The sequence below is a fragment of the Cytophagaceae bacterium genome (genome assembly GCA_016722655.1).
Classification (GTDB): domain Bacteria; phylum Bacteroidota; class Bacteroidia; order Cytophagales; family Spirosomataceae; genus Leadbetterella.
In genome coordinates this window covers 714,186-734,969 of the sequence record JADKIR010000004.1, presented here as the reverse complement: position 1 = coordinate 734,969, position 20,784 = coordinate 714,186, and the positions used below count along the sequence as shown (strand labels likewise).

Here is a 20,784-nt window from a genome sequence, read left to right as displayed (position 1 = left end):
CTTACGCCGAATTACGACTTGCATTAATATTTCCGAATAAAGAACGGGTTACCATTTTCTCAAAAACCATTTTCTCCGATTCATCTTCAGTCTCTTCTAATTTTTGCAGTGCATATTGTTGAATTGCTAAAAGTGGCAACACAATGTGTTCCCTGTAATTTACTGATAACATGCTTATTGGGTCGGTTTCCATTAGCTCTTTTTGGTCAGAAACCAATAGCATATTTTGAATACTGCGTTGACTTTCCTCATATAGAATATTCCAAAACTCCCCGTAAACAAGGTCATTTTTCATGTATGAAGTCAATGGGAAGTACGTCTTCGAAAGGGCCATCATGGAGTTTTGCATCAAGGTTTTGAAATACAATGAATTTTCAAAAAGTGATCTCAACTCATGCAGTTTTCCCTGGTCTATTTTCTTTTGCAGGGCAGTTCCGAAACCAAAAAATCCCGGTACATTTTGCTTCAACTGACTCCATGAACCTACAAAGGGTATGGCTCTCAAATCCGAAAGTTTGAGCTTAGCCCCCGAGCTTCTTTTACTTGGTCTTGAACCAATATTGGTTTTTCCATAATATTTCAGCGGACTTTTATTTTCTAGATATGAAACAAAAAGCGGATGGTTTTTAAGTTCCAGATACTTCTCTCCACCTAACTCCGCCAATTCTTCTATGAGTTTTTTCTCGTTAATATCCAGCAAAGATTTGTTATCGGTAAATACATCGTTGATAACCCCCGCAGAGAGTAATTGCTCAAAGTTGAAAACCGCTTGCGGCACCGAACCATACATCGATGAGATGGTTTGCCCCTGAATCGTAATCTGAATCTCATTGTTTGCGATGGTAGGCCCTTGCGATGCATAAAACTGATGTGTTTTTCCACCCCCACGTGCAGGTGGCCCCCCGCGACCATCAAAGAAAATTACATTAACGCCATGCTGTGCCGAAATGGCTGTCAATTTTTCCTTCGCTTTATATATTTCCCAGTTGGCTTTGATATAGCCTCCATCTTTGGTGCCATCAGAAAAACCAAGCATAATCGTCTGGAAATGCAGACGATGGTGCAAATGTTGCTCATAATGTGGCATCCGATAGAGTTTGTCCATAGAATCACTTGCACTGTCTAGGCCTTCTATTGTCTCAAAAAGGGGAACAATATCCACATTTAAATCCTTTCCGGATATTCCACAGAACCTAAACATTGCCAATACTTCTAAAACCGAACAAGCTGAAGTAGAATTGGAAATTATGTAACGATGACAAGCTTTTTCACCATTTTTTTCTTGAATTTCAGCTACAGCTTTAATCGTTTTGAAAGTATCATTTACGAGTGGATCTTCAAATTCATCGTCATTTATGGTAATATCAGAATGAATTAGAAAATCGATTTTTTCGGCTTCAGTCCAATCAGCATAATTTTTCTCTGAAATTTTAAATTTCTGATTCACAGCCTCCATCACTTTTTCGTGGATACTACTATCCTGTCTTATATCCAGACTGGCAAAATGTAGCCCGAAAAGTTTGATTCGATGAATAAAACGATCCATTTCATCAATAAACATTGACTTATGGTTGGTCACCATTTTTTCTCTTACGGAGAGCATATCGTTGAGCAGCTCATCGGCCGTAAGGTCATTGTTAAGACCAAACATATTGGTATAAATCTTTGCATTGATTTTTTCCAGCATCGGGATTATACCCTTAAATGTAAACCTTCGTCTGATATCTTTGAAATGATTATAATAGCATTTCAAAATATTAGTTCTGAGCTCTTGAGACACTTTTTTTGTAATTTCAGCTGTTACGAAAGGATTCCCATCACGATCACCTCCCGGCCAGAAACCCAGTTCAACGATTGGCTTGAAATTCTCACCGTTGTCCATCAGGTCACCATAAATTTTATCATGAAGCATTCCCAGGGCATCGTAATATACATGTCTCAGAAAGAAAATGATACTCTGGGCTTCTTCTACCGGAGTTGGTTGCAATTCATTGATAAATGGAGTTTTTCCCAACTGCTGTAAAAGTGAATCAATAGCATTGATATCATTGATTTTGATACATTCTTCCAAATCCTGAATGATTCGAAGCACACTGTTGGGATAAAACTGGGTAGGGTGGGCCGTAAAAACCATCCTGACCTTAAAATTCCGAAGTTTTTCTTTTACCTCTTCGATTTTACCTTCTTGTTTTGCCAAAGCAACAATGGCCTGGACTGAACCAAGATTGTTTAAGGGTCGGAGCTTCTCAAAAGCGGAATCTTCCACACTATCAAAAAGTACAACCTGACGCTCGATATAAGTGATAAATCTGAAAAGCAAATCGATTTTTTCCTTCTCAGTTTTTATAGATGTATATCTTTCAAAGAAGCCATCTATGATTTCCTTTGGTGTTTTGCCGTCTTCAAAGCCCAGTTCGGCATTGTCATGCAAAAAAGGCATTAGTTGACCGATATTGGTCATTTTGTCATAAGGAAGTCTCGAAAACAAAGTATTGAATACCAAATACTTATTGTGAACTTCCTGAGTAAAAAGCGTTTCCAGGTTTTGTTTTGTCATGGTTTTGCAGGTTCCAATTTCCCAAGACAAATATAAGAAATGAGAAATGAAAGTAGCTTGAGCAAAATTTTACTTAATACAAAACCATCAAATTGTTAAATAAGCCAAATTAAATATTGGGAAAATGATATTTTGTAAAATATGATTAAGGTCAGTTAAATAAATTCAATTGTCCTGGCGGGCAAAAAACTTTTGTGTTGAGTTCAGGATATTTAAAATCCGGGAAAAATTTGCCTCTGGCCAGTTGAGCGGTTTGTCTGATACTGTCAGCCAAATGCCCGCTTCCCCGCATTCTTTCTTTAAATTTTCTGCTTCCAAGATTTCCCTCATGCAGGCTCCTGATTTGGTTTAATAATTTTTCGGCTCTGTCGGGGTAATGTTTATTAGCCCATTGCATAAATATCGGCTCTACTGCATCGTTGAGTCTTACCACGCTGTAACCCATCCCCAGGGCACCATTTTCATGCAGTGCCTTTGCCATATCAAAAATTTCATGGCTATTCAATGACGGTATCAGAGGAGCCATCATGCCAAATACCGGAATCTTATTTTCATTCAATATCCTGATGGTTTTCAGGCGATTAGCAGCGGTTGAAGTGCGGGGCTCCAGCCTTCTTCTGAGGTCTTCATTCAGGGTGGTGATACTAATTGCAACGCCTATCAATCGTTCTTGGTTGAGAGCAATAAGTAAATCTAAGTCCCTTAAAATCAATGAATTTTTGGTGATTATCGTAACCGGATGTTTGTATTTCAGAAATACTTCCAATAGTTTCCTGGTTATTTTTAGGCCTTTTTCAATCGGCTGATAGGCATCTGTATTCCCGGAAATTGAGATCGGGCTTACTTTTAGATTTTTTTTCTGGAAATGTTTTTCCAACAGTTCCGGGGCATTGGGTTTGTAAAGAATATGTCTTTCAAAATCTATACCTGAGTTGAGCGACCAGTATTCGTGGGTTGGGCGAGCGTAACAATAACTGCAACCGTGTTCGCATCCCTGATAGGGGTTTAGCGACCACACAAAAGGTAAATCAAGACTTTTTACTGGGTTCACAATGGTTTTTGGGTAAACCGGCCTTATTATGGTTTTTTGTTTAGAGGGCTCTTCATCCAACCATTCTTCTTCCCAAAAAGCGGTGGTTTCGGTTTTATCAAACCGGCTTTTTACATTGGATATGGCTCCCTGTCCTTTCATTTTTTAAAAATAGGTTGAAGGTTTTCCAGGAAAAAATAAAGCTACAAAAGTTTGCTAAGTTTGACACGATTTGCGATTGACGATTTGCGATTGACGATTTGGGAATTACGATTGAGTGGATTTACGATTGAATCAATTTACCATTGACGATTTGGGATTTACGATTGAGTGGATTTACTATTGATTCGATTTTTGTTTTTTTGCTTCAATGGCTCCAAGTGTCACAATGTGAACAGTTTAATCGGCAGATAAAACTAAGAAATCTTCTGTAAAAAATATTTATGAGTTAGGCCTGGGGCTTTTTTTCTTGAAAAATCTCTTTTTTCCGCCATTTTGTGGTTTGGGCGAGCCTGAACGCAAAGTAGCTCTGAATTCAGGAGCTTTACCAAGTCCCAAGGCCTCAGTGATATTTTGCTTTTCTACTTCTTTTTCTAGTAAACGCTCAATAAAAAGCACCTTTTTTTGGTCGGCTTCATTGATAAAAGTCATCGAAACGCCGGTGGTCTCGGCTCTTGCGGTACGGCCTATTCGGTGAATATAATCTTCCGGGTCACGAGGTACGTCGAAGTTGACAACCAAATTCAGATTGTTGATGTCAATTCCTCTAGAAAGTACATCGGTTGCCACCAGAATATTATAATTTTTATTTTTAAATCCTCTCAAAGTCTCTTCTCTTTGCTCTTGTTCAATATCAGAAGAGACACCCATAGCTTTGAGTTTTTCTTTGCCCAATGCTCTGATTATCAGGTTAATTTTTGCTTTTTGAGAAGTAAATATGATGGCAGTTTGATCTTTCTTTTCTTTCAGAAGGTGCACCAGAAGCGGAATTTTCTGCGTGTCAGTAGCCAGATAGAAATTTTGGTCAATTCCTTCTGCTGGTTTTGAAACAGCGAGGTTAATTTCAACCGCATTGTTTAAGATTTTATGAGCAAATGTCCTGATTTTAGTGGGCATAGTTGCCGAAAACATCAGATTTTGACGTTTAGCAGGAAGATGTTTGATTACATATAGTATATCATCCATAAAACCCATATCCAGCATTTTGTCGGCTTCGTCGAGTACCAGACATTTTAAGTGGTCAAATTTTACCTTTCCACTTTGCATGTGTGCCATCAACCTTCCCGGTGTGGCTATAATGATATCGGCACCTTCGGTGAGGGCATTGCGTTGTTGATCCCAGTTTTCACCTTTTCCTCCTCCATATATTGCCAGACTATTAGCTCCTACAAAATATCCCAGCCCTTCGATTTGCTCGTCGATTTGCTTGGCGAGCTCGCGGGTTGGGACCAGTATCAACACCGAAATATGGTGATTGTTGTCGCGGGCGATGCTGTCAAGCAGCGGAATTAAAAATGCCGCAGTTTTACCAGTACCGGTTTGTGCCGAAGCCAGCAAGTCCTTGCCTTCCATGATTACCGGAATGGCTTGCTCCTGAATAGCGGAGGCTTGTCTGAAATTCATGGCCTCGATGGCATCGAGAAGGTCAGGGTGTATGTTGAGTTCGTTGAATTGCAATTATTTGGAACTTTGTATATATAAAGTACAAAAATAAGCTAAAAAATGCATTATTAGATAGAATAAATTCATTTATAAGTATTGTCTCATTTTAATGTAATTCAAATTTTATCCCAAAAAATAGCTCATTTGGTCTTTCAAAAACGATATCGTTGAATATATTGGCATTGTTGTGTTAATTTTCAAAAGTATGGTAGTTTATAATTTCTCAAAAATGATTTTTGTGTAACTTTAGATTCAATTACTAAAATATTTATATTCAGCCTTTTTAAAAAATGAAAAAACTATTTCTTCTGATTTATATCCTGATCAATGCATTTTCGGTTTATTCACAAAAGCCGGTCAGAATGGGTATTGTGGGTATGACCCATGATCATGTTTGGCAAATTCTGAATGCTCCGCAGCATGAAGGAATGGAATTGGTTGGTTTTGCCGAACCCAATAAAGAGTTGGCCTTGTCTTACCTAAAAAGAGCAAATTTGCCTGAAAATCTGTGGTTTGCTTCTCTGGAAGAAATGATTGAAAAGGCCAGACCAGAAGCAGTTTGTGATTTCAGAAGCACGATTGAGCATCTGGAAACAGTTCAGAAATGTGCTCCCCAAAAAATACATGTAATGGTGGAAAAACCTCTGGCTGTAAACCTGAAAGCCGCAAAAGAAATGGAAGCACTTGCAAAAAAATACGGGATTTCACTCATAACCAACTACGAAACCACCTGGTATGCAAGCCACCATGAGGCTTTTGAATTAATAAATACTAAGGATAAAATTGGAGAAATCAGAAAGGTAGTAATAATGGATGGGCACGGTGGACCAAAAGAAATCGGCTGTTCAGAAACTTTTTTGAACTGGCTTACCGACCCCGTAAAAAATGGAGGAGGTGCCATCATGGATTTTGGATGCTATGGAGCCGACCTCATGACCTGGCTGATGAAAGGCGAAAGGCCGGTTTCTGTTTCGGCTATTGCCCAGACCAACAAACCCAAAATTTATCCGAATGTTGACGATGAGGCCACTATTTTGGTCCAATACCCAAAAGCTCAGGGAATTTTTCAGGCTTCATGGAACTGGCCTTTTGACAGAAAAGATACTGAAATATATGGTCAAAAAGGTTACATATTTGCCAATCGTGAGCCACAAATGCGGGTGAGGTCAGGTGAAAGAAATGCTTCAAAAGAGGAGGTTATTGTACCAAAACCTTTGTTGAATCCCAGAAATGATGCTTTTAGTTATTTTGCCGCAGTGGTGAGAGGTAATATAAATCCTGAAAATGATTTAGGCTCTCTGAAAGTCAATATGATAGCGATGGAAATACTCGATGCAGCTGTAAAGTCTTCAAAAACAGGGAAAACGGTGTTCTTAAAATAATTTAGTTTCGGTATTACAAAAAAGCAAAATGAATTATATCCATTTTGCTTTTTTGAGTGAAATTTTATTCTGTTTTTTTAAACCAACTTCATCGCCACAGGATCCCAGCTGATAGGTTTTTTCTGGAAATAAGAATCATTGCAAGCCAGCACCGGTGCTGCAGCACGGAAACCGAAAATCGGGTCTTCGATAGTTTCCTGACTACCTTTTCTGATATTTTCAAAGAAATTACCAAAGTGATTGGCATGCTCGTCTTCCCCTTCTTTGCCTTTGATTTTTATTTCTTTTACCGGTTCTCCTTTTCTGTCTGCTTCTGAGTATTTTTCATTATACCATTTTTCAAAATCTTTTTGCTGAGGTTCTGAAAAAGTGAAATAGCTGTCGTAATTGCCATAGCCCGGAGCTTTAGGCAATTTCTTTTTGGTAAGTGTAAGACCATCCCAGCCAAAATCTATCTGCCCCTCTGAACCGATGATGCGGGTATTGTTGTTGATGGCTCCGGCATTGGCAAAGTTTACTCTTAGCACCATCTGGAAGGGATCCAGGTTGCCTGATTTGGGATAATCCAAAATAGCCACCATCACGTCAGGCACATCGCGGCCTTCTTTCCAGTATCTTAACCCCCCTGAAGCATAAATGCGGTTGGGGCCTTTGGAGTCCATCACATAATGCACACCAGTTATCAGATGTACAAATAGGTCGCCTGCCACACCCGTACCATAATTTTTGTAATTTCTCCATCGGAAAAACCTGTTGGCATCAAAAGGCATTTTGGCCGTATCTTTCAAAAAAGTATCCCAATCGACTGTTTCCGGCGAGGCATCGGTAGGAATGCTATAATTCCAGGCTCCGATTGCACTGAAACGGTCATTGTTGGATTCCACATAGTTTACCTGGCCTATTTCACCGGCCGCAATCAGTTTTTTTGCTTCCTGAAAAACACTTCCTGAAATCCTCTGGCTACCGACCTGCATAGTTTTACCCGATTTTTTCCAGGCATTGATTACGGGGTGACCTTCATTGATGGCCTGAACCATAGGTTTTTCGCAATATACATGCTTTCCTGCATTGAGGGCATCAATCGTAATTTTGTCATGCCAGTGGTCGGGAGTAGCAATCAAAACCGCATCGATATCTTTCCGGTTTAATATTTCCCTGTAATCACGGGTTGTGAAAATATTTTGACCAAAATCAGCTTTAACTCTTTCAAGCCTGCCTGTGTAAAGATCAGCCGCAGCCACAAACTCTACGCCGGGATTTTTAAGTGCTGCTTTTGTATCATAATGACCCTGTATTCCCATCCCGATGGTTGCGATTCTGATGGTATCATTTGGGCTGTTTTTCAGGCTTTTGATAATATTAAAAGGAGCAGCATTACTCACTCCCGAAAAAGCCGCCACCGTTCCGATGCTGCTGATAAAGTCTCTTCTTTTCATTTTGAAATTTTATTAGGTTGATAAATCAAAGCTAAACATTTTATCTATTAATAAAAAAATTTAATTATTAAGGTATTCTTAAAACTTAAACCGAAATACTTTATTCCACTGAAATTGTAATCAAAATTCCTTTTGGGCATTCATGAATTTAGTAAATTGTGGAAAAAATGGAAACTTATGAATGAATTGGACAGAAGGGGTTTCCTGAAAATGTCGGCCATTAGTCCGATGATATTTTCGGGAAATAATTTTGCAAAAGGGAAATCAACAAATGGTGCTCCACCAGTCAATTTCAATTCTGATGGTTTGAATCTTTCTCCGCTGCATTATACCCAGCTTTTGCTCGACATCATTGAAAAGAAAGGCATAAAAGATGATTATTATTCTCAAAAAGGAGTAGTTGCTGAGTTGGAAGAGAAATTTGCCCGGGCCCTGGGCAAAGAGTCAGCCATCTTTATGCCTACCGGAACCCTTGCCAACCAGGTAGCCATCAGGACGCTTTGTGGTACCAAACAAAAAGCCCTGGTGCAATTGGAAAGCCATATCTACAATGATTCCGGCGATGCGGTTCAGACACTGAGCAATATCAACCTTATTCCACTTGGCGGAACAAATGCCACTTTTTCACTAAAAGAAGTGCAGGAAACGCTTGATAGAACAAAATCAGGTAGAGTGGCAACCCAAATTGGGGCTATTTCGATAGAATCACCGGTCAGGCGTAAGACCGGTCAGGTTTTTGATTTTGCCGAAATGAGAAAAATTACTGCATTTGCACATGAAAATGGAATAAAAACCCATCTGGATGGAGCGAGAATATACCTGGCCTCGGCCTACTCGGGCATCGGTGTGAAAGAATATTCTTCACTTTTTGATACGGTGTACGTTTCACTTTACAAATATTTCAATGCCGCTTCAGGGGCAATACTCGCAGGTGAAAAATCACTGATCGAACCGCTTTTTCATGTCAGGAGAATGTTTGGCTCGGGCTTGCATCAGTCCTGGCCGTTTGCTGCTGTAGCTTTGCATTATTTTGATGGATTTGAAGAAAGATATGCAAAATCGGTTAAAAAAAGCGAGGCCTTTTTAAAGAGACTATCAGAAAAAGAGCGTTTTAAAGTAAAAAGAATTGAAAACGGTACTAATATTTCTCAGATTGAAATTTCAGGAACCTCTGCTGAGAATTTTGCCCAAAAACTTTTGAAAAAAAATATCCTGCTAACACCCAGAAATGAAAAAACCATAAATCTATTGACAAATGAGTCAATCCTTAACCTTGAGATGGATGAGTTGGTAGAAAGTTTTGAGAAGGCAATTTGATAATGAGGTAATAGTATTATAGTTGGAAAGGTGGAAAGAGAGTATTTGGTAAGTGGATTTTTTGGGTTCAAAATAATAAAGTCATGGTTTGCACTGAGAAGGGTTAAGTCATGGCAGATGTTGGATTTAAGTGTTTTTATAACATATTGTAATACAGTAAAATAAGTCGCAATGAGCAAGTGTTTTTTATTTTTTTGTTTAATCGGGTATTCTGCTTTTTCACAAAAAAGAACTCCTGAACAAAAAGCAATTTTTCTGGAGGATATCAGCTGGACTACCGCCAGAGAGGTATTAAATGAAAAGAACATTGTCGTGATTCCGCTTGGAGCAGGCTCCAAAGAGCATGGACCTCATTTGCCGCTTTCCACGGACTTTTTGCAGGCAACAGCCCTGACAAAGAGAATTTCGGAAAAACGAAATGTAGTCATTGCTCCCACAGTGAATTACGGTTTTTATCCGGCATTTCTTAAATACCCCGGCTCTACAAGCACCACTTTTTATACAGCAGCAGAGACTGTTATTCAGGTGGTCAGGAGCCTGGCAGCGTATGGGCCAAAGAAGTTTTATGTCATCAACATTGGCGTAAGTACCTCTCCAACCCTTTATATAGCATCAAAAACGCTAGCCGAAGAAGGCATTTTGATGGTTTTTAGTCGTTATGATAAGCCGGCATTTGAAAAAGCTGAGGCCCAGTTTCGTACTAAATCATATAGTGGTCATGCCGATGAAATCGAAACTTCGAATGTACTGAGTGTAAGACCGGACCTTGTCAATATGAAAGTTGCAGTAAATGATTCCTCAATGAAGGGGAAAATGGGAGCTATGACCCCGATACCCGTTGAGAACGGCAATCTTAATCAGAGTGGCATTAATGGTTACGCAGCTTTAGGAAGTGCGGAAAAAGGTATGAAAAATATGGAAGCATTTGCCAACGAACTGATCAACGAAATTGACATGATGGCTCAGATTGAGTTGCCAAAAATGGTGGATAGAAAAACAGAATATGCTGAATATGAAGGAATTTATAAAAATGAGAAAAGTGGTCTGGAGCTGGTAATCAGCCAGCAGGAAAATCGACTGGAATACATTTTAAATGGCCGGGATCTGAGAAATTTCTTCCCGCTTTTTCGGGATGACAAAGATTACTTTTCTTCTATGTACCTCGATGTACTTTTTATCAGAGACGATTCAGGAGAAGTGAATAAAATCTGGGCCAGAAATCGCGGAGAGGTTGTTTGGTTAAAAAAAATCGCCCCGAAAAATTAATTCCGGGACGATGGGTTTTTTAGGGTTTAGGGGTAAAAAGTCTTTTATTCAATGGGTTGAGTACCTGCATAAACCAAAGCACCACCTGCAATTGCAACATCTTTCAGCAAGGACATCATTGACATTTGTGCTCCTTCACCACCCGCCATTACGCCTGGCAGATGAACTGCGAAAACAAAGATCAAAAGCAAAATTGCTAATAAGGTAGAGGCCAACCGGGCTTTCTTTTGCATGATAATACTCACCGCAGCAGCAATCAAAGCAACACCGGTAACATACACCCAAATCACTCCTCCGGGAATTGGAACCATTGGAGCCATGTTGTCCGCAGCCATAAAGTGTAAAACTCCGAAAACAGCCATTGGAATGGCCAGTAGAAAACGACCAATTTTGGTCAACGGACCGATGATTTGTTCCATAATAATTTAAGGTTTTAGGTTAGGGTTAAAAAGAATTCTGCGAAAATTAATATTTTTTATTGGTAAATAACAAAAAAATGCAAAAGAATTTTCTTCTTATTTTTTATTTTTTGGAAAATATTATTTCGATTTTAGCAAAAAATAGCCTTCAATTGTATGTGAAATGAAGTATTATGGTAAATTATTTTTTGTCAATTTTCATTTAAAATAATTTCAAAATTCTAACATTTGAATCAATTCCTCATTTTTTCAAATAATTATTAGTGCCATAAAAGGCTAATGAAATTGTGAAAAATAAATTTACAAGTACCTATCTTGATGTGAGAAGATCAAGAATTAATGGAATAAGTTTATTTTAAATTTTGACTATTTTAACATAATCCTCTAGGGGCGTAATCAATTATCTAAAAATCTGACCTTTTTTCAATAATTCATCATATTTGTTGATATACATTTTATCAAGGGTTTCAGAATCTTTATATTTTATTCTCAAATCGGCCAGTTTTTTATGCAATTCTGCTTTTACTGATTTGTATTTTGGGTCATTGTAAACGTTCTTCATTTCGTTAGGATCATTTTTTCTATCATAAAGCTCCCATTCGTCCACGTCGTAGTAAAAATGCACCAGTTTATATTTCTCAGTCACCACTGCATAGTGCCGCTTCACCATGTGTACACTTGGGTATTCATAATAATGATAATATGCTGCATCACGGAAATTCCTGCCCTTCCCTTTGAAAATTGGAATTAAACTTTCACCCTGCATATCAGCAGGAGGTTTGATACCGGCAGCTTCTAAAAATGTCTGAGCATAATCCAGATTTTGTACCATTTGCGTGTTTTTGGATCCTGGCTTAATTACACCCGGCCATTTTACCAAAAGTGGTGTTTTAAATGACTGATCAAAAATGAAACGTTTATCAAACCATCCGTGCTCTCCCAGATAAAAACCCTGATCTGAGGTATAAATCACAATAGTATTTTCGTCCAGACCGCTTTCTCTCAAAAAATCCAGGACTTTACCTACTCCCTCATCAACAGAAGCAATACATCCCAGATAATCCTGCATGTATCTCTGATAACGCCATTTCATTTTATCAACATCGGCCATTTGGGGATATTTTTTGATAAATTCCTGATTCATTTTGCCATAAGTTTCATCCCAAACTTTCCTCTGCTCAGAATTCATTCGTTCTACGGTCATGTTATATAGGCGTTTATCATAGTTGTGAGATTCTTTGATACCCAATTTATCCATATTTTCAGGAAAAATCTTTGAATCTCCTGCCCAGTTCATATGGGTTAACAGATTCATTTCTTGTTCATGTGCAGCCCTTCCACGACCTTCATAGTTATCAAAAAGTGTTTCCGGCTCCGGAAAAGTCTTGTTAATATATTCTTTATAATGCCTCTCAGCGGGTAACCACTCGCGGTGTGGTGCCTTATGCAAATAGGCCAGAAAGAAAGGCTTGTCATCGTCTCTCTCATTTTTTAACCAGTTCAGAGTCAGGTCCGTAATGAGGTCTGTCACATAGCCGGTCAACTTTTTAGTGCCTTCTTTTTTTGTAATGATATCAGGGTTATAATAGTTGCCCTGGTCAGGTAGAATTTGAAATTCATCAAAACCTTTTGGATTATTGCCAAAATGCAATTTTCCAAACATAGCCGTCTGATAACCACTTTGTTGGAGTAATTGAGGAAATGTCATGTTTGTGGTATCAAATGGAAAATAGTTGTCGATTTTTCCATTGATATGGCTGTGTTTTCCGGTTAAAATCACTGCCCTTGATGGAGCACAGATTGAATTGGTAACACAGGCATTGGTAAAAAGCATTCCCTCTTTTGCGATTCTGTCAATGTTGGGGGTCTGCATCAGCCTGGTATCATAAGCCGAAATAGCCTGATAAGCATGGTCATCAGACATAATAAAAACGATGTTGGGTCGCTTTTTCTTCCCTGATTTAAATGCTATGAATCCGATAACAGGAATCAATAAAATCAAAGAAAAGGCTATTTTTTTTCGCATTGAGACAGAATTTTTATAAAAATATGGAATTTTATTCAAATATTTATCACCAAAAAACGGTATAAAGAGCCACAACAATTCCGGAAACTAAAATTGAAAGAATTGCAAAAGATGAAGTGACCTTAAACCATTTCGAATCAATATCGAGTCCTTTGGGGTTGTTTTTACTGTTTTTGTCCAAAAGAGAAATTACTATCATCAACACGGTAAGAATCAGAAAAACCCAACCGGTGCGGTGTAAAAATGGCATGGGAACTTCTGGAACAATTTTGAAAGCCACCGCCAATGGAATGGAAAGTGTTGCAGCTACTACTGCCGACAAGGTGGTGGTTCTTTTCCAGAATAAACCCAGGAAAAACAAAGCAAAAGCCCCCGGAGTGAGGTAATTGGAATATTCCTGAACAAACTGATAGGCCTGTTCCAACTGTTTTAATTGCGGAGTAATTATCAATGCAATTGCAAATGCTCCAAGGATAGACCATCGACCTACTCTGACCAGTTTTTTTTCTGATGCTTTTTTATCGAAAAATTTCTGATAAATGTCGAGACTAAAAATCGTGGCAATGGAGTTACATTTCCCGGCCAATGAAGCCACAATTGCCGCAGTAAGTGCTGCAAAAGAAAGACCTTTCAAACCTTGAGGCAACAGATTCATTAACGTAGGGTAAGCTCTGTCAGGTTTCACGATTCCGGCAGCGTCAACCATTTCGTGCTGAAAAAAACCGTTTTGGTACAAAACATAAACCGCAATTCCCGGGACAGCACAGATTAAGGGTATCAATAATTTCAGTGCTGCAGCAAATAATATTCCGTTTCGAGCTGTTTTCAGGTCTGCCCCTAAGGCCCGCTGAACAATGTATTGATTACAACCCCAATAGTTGAGGTTATTGATCCACATTCCACCAAAAAGCACTGCAAGACCGGGTAATTCATAATAGTATTTATGGCCTTCAGAGAAAATCATGTGAAAATGGTCATTTGATTCCCTTTTAAGTATAGGTAATGCACTTAATACGCCACTTCCATTGAATTTTTCTGAAACCATATCCAGAGCCAGATATGTCACCACCAAACCACCTAGAATTAAAACCACCACTTGGATAATATCAGTATAGCCAATCACTTTCATGCCACCAAGAGTTATGAAAATGGCAAAAATAGCTAGCCCAAACATACAATATTCAAATGCGACACCTGAAATACTCTCCACCGCCAAAGCCCCCAAATATAATATGGAGGTAAGGTTAACAAATACATACAGCAAAAGCCAAAATACCGCCATAATTGTCGCTACTGTGCCATTGTACCGCTGAGCCAGAAACTGCGGCATGGTGTAAATCTTGTTTTTCAAATAAATCGGAATGAAAAATATGGCAACAATAATGAGAGTAACTGCAGACAACCATTCATAAGAAGAAATCGCCAGACCCATTGCAAAGCCTGAACCCGACATGCCAATAAAATGCTCAGCCGAGATATTGGAGGCAATCAAGGAAGCACCAATCGCCCACCAAGTGAGAGAGCCTTCGGCCAAAAAGAAGTCTTTGGAGTCACTTACTTTGGATTTTTTCTTGTGAAAAATATAGTATCCATAGGCCGACACTATTATAAAATACACAATAAAAACCAGGTAGTCGGGGAACGACAGACGACTATTCATTTTATCAATCAATTAGGGTTTATTCTATTGCATTACAGTAAAAGGCTAATCAAATCAAAACAATATCATTTAAAAATGCAATATTTTAATCAAATAATCCTAGAAATAGCCGAAATGATATTAGTGAAAACTTGCTTAAACTTCATTCACTTAACGCCACTCCGTTCTTTTTCAATACATTATGAAAAAATAGCACATGGAATGGCAATGAATTTTCCCAATAAGGCCAGGTATGGGCTCCGGGTCGTTCTGTATAATCATGAGCAACTCCTGCATAAAGAAGTCTGTTGTGCAGCTCCCTGTTACCTCCAATCAGAAAATCATCTACTCCACAATCTATGGTAATGGGCATCGCATTTTTCTTTATGGCATCAACCATATTGACTACTGAATTTTTTACATAAACTTCATTTGAAACATCAGAAGTGCCCAAAAGCTTTTCGAAAAGGTCCTTTAGTGTTTTTGCAAAATCAGGATTGATGTTAAATTTAGTGTAGTTCAAATCCATGGCTCCACTCATGGTTCCGGCAGCAGCAAAAAGCTCAGGATGTCGTGCAGATAGATACATGGCTCCATGACCACCCATCGACAGTCCGGTGATTACACGCCCCTTGTTACTCTTAACCGTACGATAAGTTGCATCGATTTTCTGAATAACCTCTTTTGTGATGTATGTTTCAAACTTATTATTTGGGTCGAAAGGGCTATCCATGTACCAACCAAAAGTTTCACCTTCGGGCATTACAATGATAAGATTGTATTGATCTGCCAGGTTTTTTACAAGGTTTTTATCGGGTGTGGAGGTAAGCCAATCGCGAAAATGACCTCCACCACCATGGAGTAAATATAGCACAGGATATGATGCCTGATTTTTTGTGTATGAAAGAGGTAAAACAACTGCCGCTTTGTAGGCTTTTTTCATGACAGCACTCGGCACATCAAGGGTATCAACAGTTGCAGCTTTTGCGGAAAATGCAAATAAAATAAGGATTAAATAGATGAGTTTTTTCATAATATATTAAGGTTAAAATTTCAAATAATCATTAAAAAAAGGCAACATGTCATTTAAAACCCTGCCGTCCAATGTCCAAATCTTGTTGCCATGATCTCCAATATATTCTTCCGCAAAATGATTGATGCCGAGATTTTCCAGACGCTGACTTAGCATACCAATTTGTAACGGAAATCGAGGTGAATCATTTCGTCCCCAATCCAGTTTAATTGCCGACATTTTACGCAGGTTATCAGCATATTTATCGACTATATAAACTGGCATATTGGCTTCCCATTTTTCCAAAATTGCCTGATTTACAATCATTTTGTCACCTTCATAACTAAAAGGAAAATCACAGAAAAATGGCGGTTTATTTGGGTTTGGTGACCATGCACGTCCAACTGCTACCAACACTTTTGGATAATAAGTTTTCTTTAAATCTTCGATAGTTTTAACATTTTGAACTTCTTTGAATGAAGAGCTATTGGGCCCAAACTCTTTCACCATCGCCAATAATCCGGGACTCAAGGCATAAATGCTGCTAAAAACCTCAGGATGAAGCATTCCGATTTTGAAAGCCCCATATCCTCCCATCGAATGCCCGGCAATACCTCTGCTATCTCTGGTGGGAATAGTCCTGTAGTTTTTATCCAAGTATTCTACTAATTCTTTGCTTTCAAACTCATCCCAATTACCTGTCAGAGAAGAATTTGAATAAAAGCTTCCTTCAAATAGTGTATATTGGTCAGCCTGAACGAAGATGAAAGGTTTAATTTTTTGTCGGGATATACCTTCATCTAAAACTTTTTGCATCTGAGGAAAAATGTTGTCTTTCCCCATAAAACCATGCAAATAATATATAACCGGGTAACGCTGTGTGGAAGCATCATAATTAGGAGGCAGATAAACGGAAACTTTTCGATTCGGATCTTCACCACCTTTATTCTGCAAGGCTTTTGAATTAATTGTAAAACTTACCACCTTGCCGGTTTGGGCGAATGAGATGAGTGATAAGTGGAGGGTGATTAATATGAGTAGTTTTTTCATTCGAATCTTATTTTGAAAAATATTAAAAATTACCAGGGCAAAAACCAGCGTCAAGATTTTGAAAATGACAACAAAAATTTTAATATTCTGTATATCAAATAAATAAATCCGGAAACTATTAAAAAGGTGCCAATAATCAACAAGGTGGGATAACTCATTAGTTTTGAAATCATGGCCACTGCAGATTTAAGAGAATCAACCTCTTTCAATTGCTCAGGATATTTCTTTATCGGAACAGAAAAGTCAAAATCAATTAATTTGGGCAAGAAACCCTTTTCAACCGCACCTTCCAGACTGAAAATGTGAATCTCTTGAGCAGTACCGGCTACATGACGTAAATCGAATGCTAAATCATCCCAGGTCATACTTTTCAAGGTGGGGTCAATACCACCCCCTGTACTTCCCAATGCCACAAATCTTAGCTTTTCTTCTACGGCCATCCGTTCAATCATTCCATAGGCATTTCCCATAAATGAGGTGTAAAGCATTGGAATGTCTTTGTCAGTGGTAAGGTCTAAAAAGCCACTTACCTGCTGAATAGACGATCTACCCTCTTTTGTTTCCAGCTTAATCATGGGCACATAATAACTTTCCACTTTATAACCATCTTTTCTGATGAGATTTACCAATGATTCGTAGTCTTTTTTGGATTTAGCAAAACCTTCGTTATCATACATTCTTTTAATTATTTTTCCCAAAAGCTCGATTTTGTGATTTTTTGCCAGGTCTATGTCATTGAAATCCAATTCCAAATCGATCCCGATGCCGCTAAATTTCAATCCTGATTTATCAGCCCAGTTTTTAATTTCCGCGTATCGGGCAAATGCATTTTTGGCGTTGCGTCCGTGAAACCAATATCCTTTTTCTTTGGGTAAAAGCAACCAGGCCACTAACGGAATTCCGGCTGCATTGAGTTGCTTTACTACTTCAACTCTTTCAGGACTAAAATCCAGAATACCCATCCGCACTTCGGATTTAATCCTTTGGAGAGTTGGAATGAGCGTTGGGTCAGCAAACAGCTTTTTTAATGCTTTCCCATCCTGCTCATTGAAAAATGAAAAATTAGGAGTGCCTGCCATCACCTATTGAAATGGAAATGATAGCATAAATATGATAAAAAGCTTTCTTATTTTCATCATTTTGAAATATCATCTATAATTGAGAATACGGCAATGGGTTAAGGAATATTCTCCGAATTTTATTCATATTTCCTGAATACTTTGGATCGTTTGAGATTCGTTTCCAATCGGGATGATTGCCAAATAATTTCCAGTTGGCGTCTCTTTCTTGCATATTGTCAAATGCAAGCATATAGGTCAGGCAAGGCAAATATTCACCAATAATATTTTGACCAAAAAATATAGTATGCAGGTTGGTCGCCTGAAATATTTTCAATTCTTCATCATTAAACATACTCCTTTTGTTGGCCGCCGTACCTTCGTTATGACTCTCATAAATTCTCACTTCCAGTAGTTTCTGGGTAGAGGTAAGTTTCTGAATTTTAGGGAATCCATCAAATGCCAGCATCAATGACGATGTATATCTTGCATAAGGGGTTTTTTCTGCCGGAGTTTGATCATACTCCTTACTCAATGCCTTAAAATCAGAATCATTATCAATTTTTTGAATCATACCGGCAAAACTTTCCATTGACTCATAAGGAATTAATAAATAGAGTTTTGCAGGATCTTCCTTTGATATTTCCTCAAAGGCTCCGATATTTTTTATACCGTATTTATTTAAAGTAGGAAAAAGTGCATTTTTGAAATAATTCTCTAAAACAGCTCGGGATCCTCCGAAACGAAGTTCATAAGTACGAAGCTCATAGACTTGTTTTGAAGTTTGCGAAAAAACACTCAATGAACTTAAAATCAGAACACAACCAATCAATAACCGTTTCATAATTAATAGTTTAATAATTTTTAAAAATTTAATTTTCCTCCACAATCCTCACTCCCCAGGGTTCGATATTCAATTCAGAATCTTTTGATACAGGTTGATTTGAAAGTAGCTCGGTACCACTTCCAAAAACATAGTTAATTTTCTGAGGCACTGCCGAATAATTAAAAACATATCGAATCCTTTTACCCGATTGATTAACCCCGGTTTTCAAAATAACCGGAAAAGCAAATTGCTGCTCAGTTTTCCAAAGACCTGCATTTTCTATTGTATTTTTAACAATTTTTTCGGTCAAAATCTGTGGGGTAATACAGCCTACATAAGTGGCCGAACCTTTTCCAAACTGATTTCGGGTGATGGCCGCATAATTGCTCCAAGCCGGGTGATCGTAGTATGCCAGTACTTTGGCTGTGGTAGGTGTTATGAGTTCCATCCAGGTATTTACCTGATTGTCTTTTCCTACTCCAAATGGATCATTTTTCAAAACAACATGCTCAGGAACAGTAAATTGACTGTATGAAATCCCGCAGGCTTCATTGATGTGTCCCGGCTGCAGGGTGCTTCTTACTTTCACATTTTCATCAGAAAAACCACTTTTGAAAGTGTAAAGCACATGACCGCCATCTTTTACGTATTGATTGAGTTTTTTCAGAATATCATCAGAAGCGGCATAAAGAACCGGAACAATGATGAGTTTGTATTTACTTAAATCGGGGTTCTTAGTGCCATCAATAAAATCAGTCCCCACATTCATTTTGTACAATGCATCATAATACGGTCTGAGAATATCATTGTAGGTTTCATTTGCCCCCCATCTAAAACTGAAAGCATTGAATGCGGTCTGTGCCTCGTTACTGAAAAGTATGGCTACTTCGTTGGTTTTTTTGAGATTGATAAGTTTGTCACTCATTCGGGCAAAATCTTTTCCGATGGTTTTAGCCTCGATATAGGTGGGATTGGGTTCAAAATCATGGCTTAAAAGCCCTTTCCAATAGGTTTCTGCCGAATTGTGAATCGAATGCCAGTGCCAATATTCGAGAATGTTGGCTCCAGAAGCCAGGTGACTAAATGCTTGCAACCTTAACTGACCGGGATAGGGCACCCACTGAGGAAAACCCTGTGCTTCGGTTTCGATTACTAAATAATTTTTGTTTTTCATTGAGCGGGCCAAATCGCCACCTAATGATATTTCTATTCCTGTGAGATTATCCTGAGTAGGATGATAAATGTCAATCCCAGCTATATCCAGAGCTTTTGCAGCGGCAAAATGATCTACATCGGTTTGGATTCCGTAAGAATTAGAATATCTATGCCAGTCAAGGTCAAAATTTTGGGTTACAAACTGTCCGGACCTGGCATATTCTTTTACGATTTTGGTTTGCCATGCCAGATAATCAGTGACAATCTGACGTTGAAATTTTGAAAATTCGGAATTCAAACTTGCATTTATTGAAGCACTGTAAGTACCATTTACTGTCGGGAAATCGTCCCAATTGTTGATTCTGTTACTCCAATAATCTAAACCAAAAGCCTTGTTTACAGCATCTAAAGTCTTATATTTTTCTTTCATATAAGCTACAAATGCCTTTTGTACATTTTCACCTGCCGTGCCATAATGCTTAGTTTCGTTGTCAACCTGATACCCAATGATGGCCGGATGATCCTTTACATGCTCCATGATTTTCCTGATCACCCTCTCGGCATGGAATCTGAAATGTTCATTGGTGATGTCCATATTTTGTCTTGTACCATAGAGATTTTTGCCTCTTGCAGTGGTGGCGAGAATTTCAGGGTATTTTTTGGCCAGCCATGTTGGGAAAGCATAAGTAGGTGTGCCCACAATCACTTTTATGCCGGCTTTGTGCATGGCATTCAGCACGCGGTCAATACTTTTAAAATCCCAGACATTGTCTTGCGGTTCCACCGTACTCCAGGTTGACTCGGCTATTCTGACCACATTGATGCCCGCATCTTTCATCATCTCAATATCCTTATCGAGGCGGTCATAAGGCATGTATTCGTCGTAATAGGCAACGCCGAACAATAGTTTATCCTGCTTTTGAGCAAATCCAAGAATGGCAATAAGCGA

The 20,784-nt window shown here is 38.5% G+C and carries 15 protein-coding genes; 3 read left to right on the top strand and 12 right to left on the bottom strand.

The genetic code is table 11. The features are described from left to right. Nucleotide 1 precedes the first annotated feature (1 nt). From IPP61_03765 to IPP61_03755, 3 genes are all read right to left on the bottom strand, one after another. Nucleotides 2-2,557 carry a phosphoenolpyruvate carboxylase gene (locus tag IPP61_03765; GenBank protein MBL0324291.1) on the bottom strand — a complete coding sequence of 852 codons (2,556 nt, stop codon included), beginning with the start codon at nt 2,555-2,557 and terminating at the stop codon, nt 2-4. Between the two features lie 151 nt (nt 2,558-2,708). Next, nucleotides 2,709-3,749, bottom strand: coding sequence for a PA0069 family radical SAM protein (locus tag IPP61_03760; GenBank protein MBL0324290.1), 1,041 nt, complete (start codon nt 3,747-3,749; stop codon nt 2,709-2,711). A gap of 279 nt (nt 3,750-4,028) precedes the next feature. Next, complete coding sequence (locus IPP61_03755; GenBank protein MBL0324289.1) at nt 4,029-5,264, bottom strand: DEAD/DEAH box helicase; 1,236 nt, start codon at nt 5,262-5,264, stop codon at nt 4,029-4,031. 275 nt (nt 5,265-5,539) lie between these two features. Here IPP61_03755 and IPP61_03750 point away from each other — a divergent pair, with 275 nt between their 5' ends. After that, the gene (locus tag IPP61_03750) at nt 5,540-6,631 is read left to right on the top strand and encodes a Gfo/Idh/MocA family oxidoreductase (GenBank protein ID MBL0324288.1); all 1,092 of its coding nucleotides are present in this window, start codon (nt 5,540-5,542) and stop codon (nt 6,629-6,631) included. Nucleotides 6,632-6,708: 77 nt separating this feature from the next. On the opposite strand, the gene IPP61_03745 is transcribed toward IPP61_03750, so the two are convergent. Beyond that, on the bottom strand, nt 6,709-8,067 hold the full coding sequence (locus IPP61_03745) for a Gfo/Idh/MocA family oxidoreductase (GenBank protein MBL0324287.1): 1,359 nt from the start codon (nt 8,065-8,067) through the stop codon (nt 6,709-6,711). Nucleotides 8,068-8,244: 177 nt separating this feature from the next. On the opposite strand from IPP61_03745, the gene IPP61_03740 reads away from it, so the two are divergent. Together IPP61_03740 and IPP61_03735 are read left to right on the top strand one after the other, a co-directional pair. Beyond that, entirely contained in the window at nt 8,245-9,384 is a 1,140-nt protein-coding gene (locus tag IPP61_03740) for an aminotransferase class I/II-fold pyridoxal phosphate-dependent enzyme (GenBank protein MBL0324286.1), read from the top strand. Between the two features lie 171 nt (nt 9,385-9,555). After that, nucleotides 9,556-10,650 carry a creatininase family protein gene (locus tag IPP61_03735; protein MBL0324285.1) on the top strand — a complete coding sequence of 365 codons (1,095 nt, stop codon included), beginning with the start codon at nt 9,556-9,558 and terminating at the stop codon, nt 10,648-10,650. A gap of 44 nt (nt 10,651-10,694) precedes the next feature. Here the strand turns inward: IPP61_03735 and IPP61_03730 are convergent, their stop codons facing one another. The 8 genes from IPP61_03730 to IPP61_03695 form a co-directional block, all read right to left on the bottom strand. Beyond that, entirely contained in the window at nt 10,695-11,048 is a 354-nt protein-coding gene (locus tag IPP61_03730) for a DoxX family protein (protein ID MBL0324284.1), read from the bottom strand. A gap of 421 nt (nt 11,049-11,469) precedes the next feature. Next, nucleotides 11,470-13,095 (bottom strand): sulfatase, encoded by a 1,626-nt coding sequence (locus IPP61_03725; GenBank protein ID MBL0324283.1) that lies wholly within the window; start codon nt 13,093-13,095, stop codon nt 11,470-11,472. Nucleotides 13,096-13,141: 46 nt separating this feature from the next. Next, nucleotides 13,142-14,755, bottom strand: a complete 1,614-nt coding sequence (locus IPP61_03720) for a sodium/sugar symporter (protein ID MBL0324282.1) — start codon at nt 14,753-14,755, stop codon at nt 13,142-13,144. A gap of 142 nt (nt 14,756-14,897) precedes the next feature. Further along, complete coding sequence (locus tag IPP61_03715; GenBank protein MBL0324281.1) at nt 14,898-15,767, bottom strand: esterase family protein; 870 nt, start codon at nt 15,765-15,767, stop codon at nt 14,898-14,900. Nucleotides 15,768-15,779: 12 nt separating this feature from the next. Beyond that, on the bottom strand, nt 15,780-16,796 hold the full coding sequence (locus tag IPP61_03710; protein MBL0324280.1) for an esterase family protein: 1,017 nt from the start codon (nt 16,794-16,796) through the stop codon (nt 15,780-15,782). A gap of 50 nt (nt 16,797-16,846) precedes the next feature. Beyond that, nucleotides 16,847-17,875 (bottom strand): hypothetical protein, encoded by a 1,029-nt coding sequence (locus IPP61_03705; protein MBL0324279.1) that lies wholly within the window; start codon nt 17,873-17,875, stop codon nt 16,847-16,849. Between the two features lie 73 nt (nt 17,876-17,948). Continuing rightward, nucleotides 17,949-18,698, bottom strand: coding sequence for an NIPSNAP family protein (locus IPP61_03700; GenBank protein MBL0324278.1), 750 nt, complete (start codon nt 18,696-18,698; stop codon nt 17,949-17,951). A gap of 28 nt (nt 18,699-18,726) precedes the next feature. Continuing rightward, on the bottom strand, nt 18,727-20,709 hold the full coding sequence (locus tag IPP61_03695; protein ID MBL0324277.1) for a beta-galactosidase: 1,983 nt from the start codon (nt 20,707-20,709) through the stop codon (nt 18,727-18,729). Between the last annotated feature and the right edge of the window lie 75 nt (nt 20,710-20,784).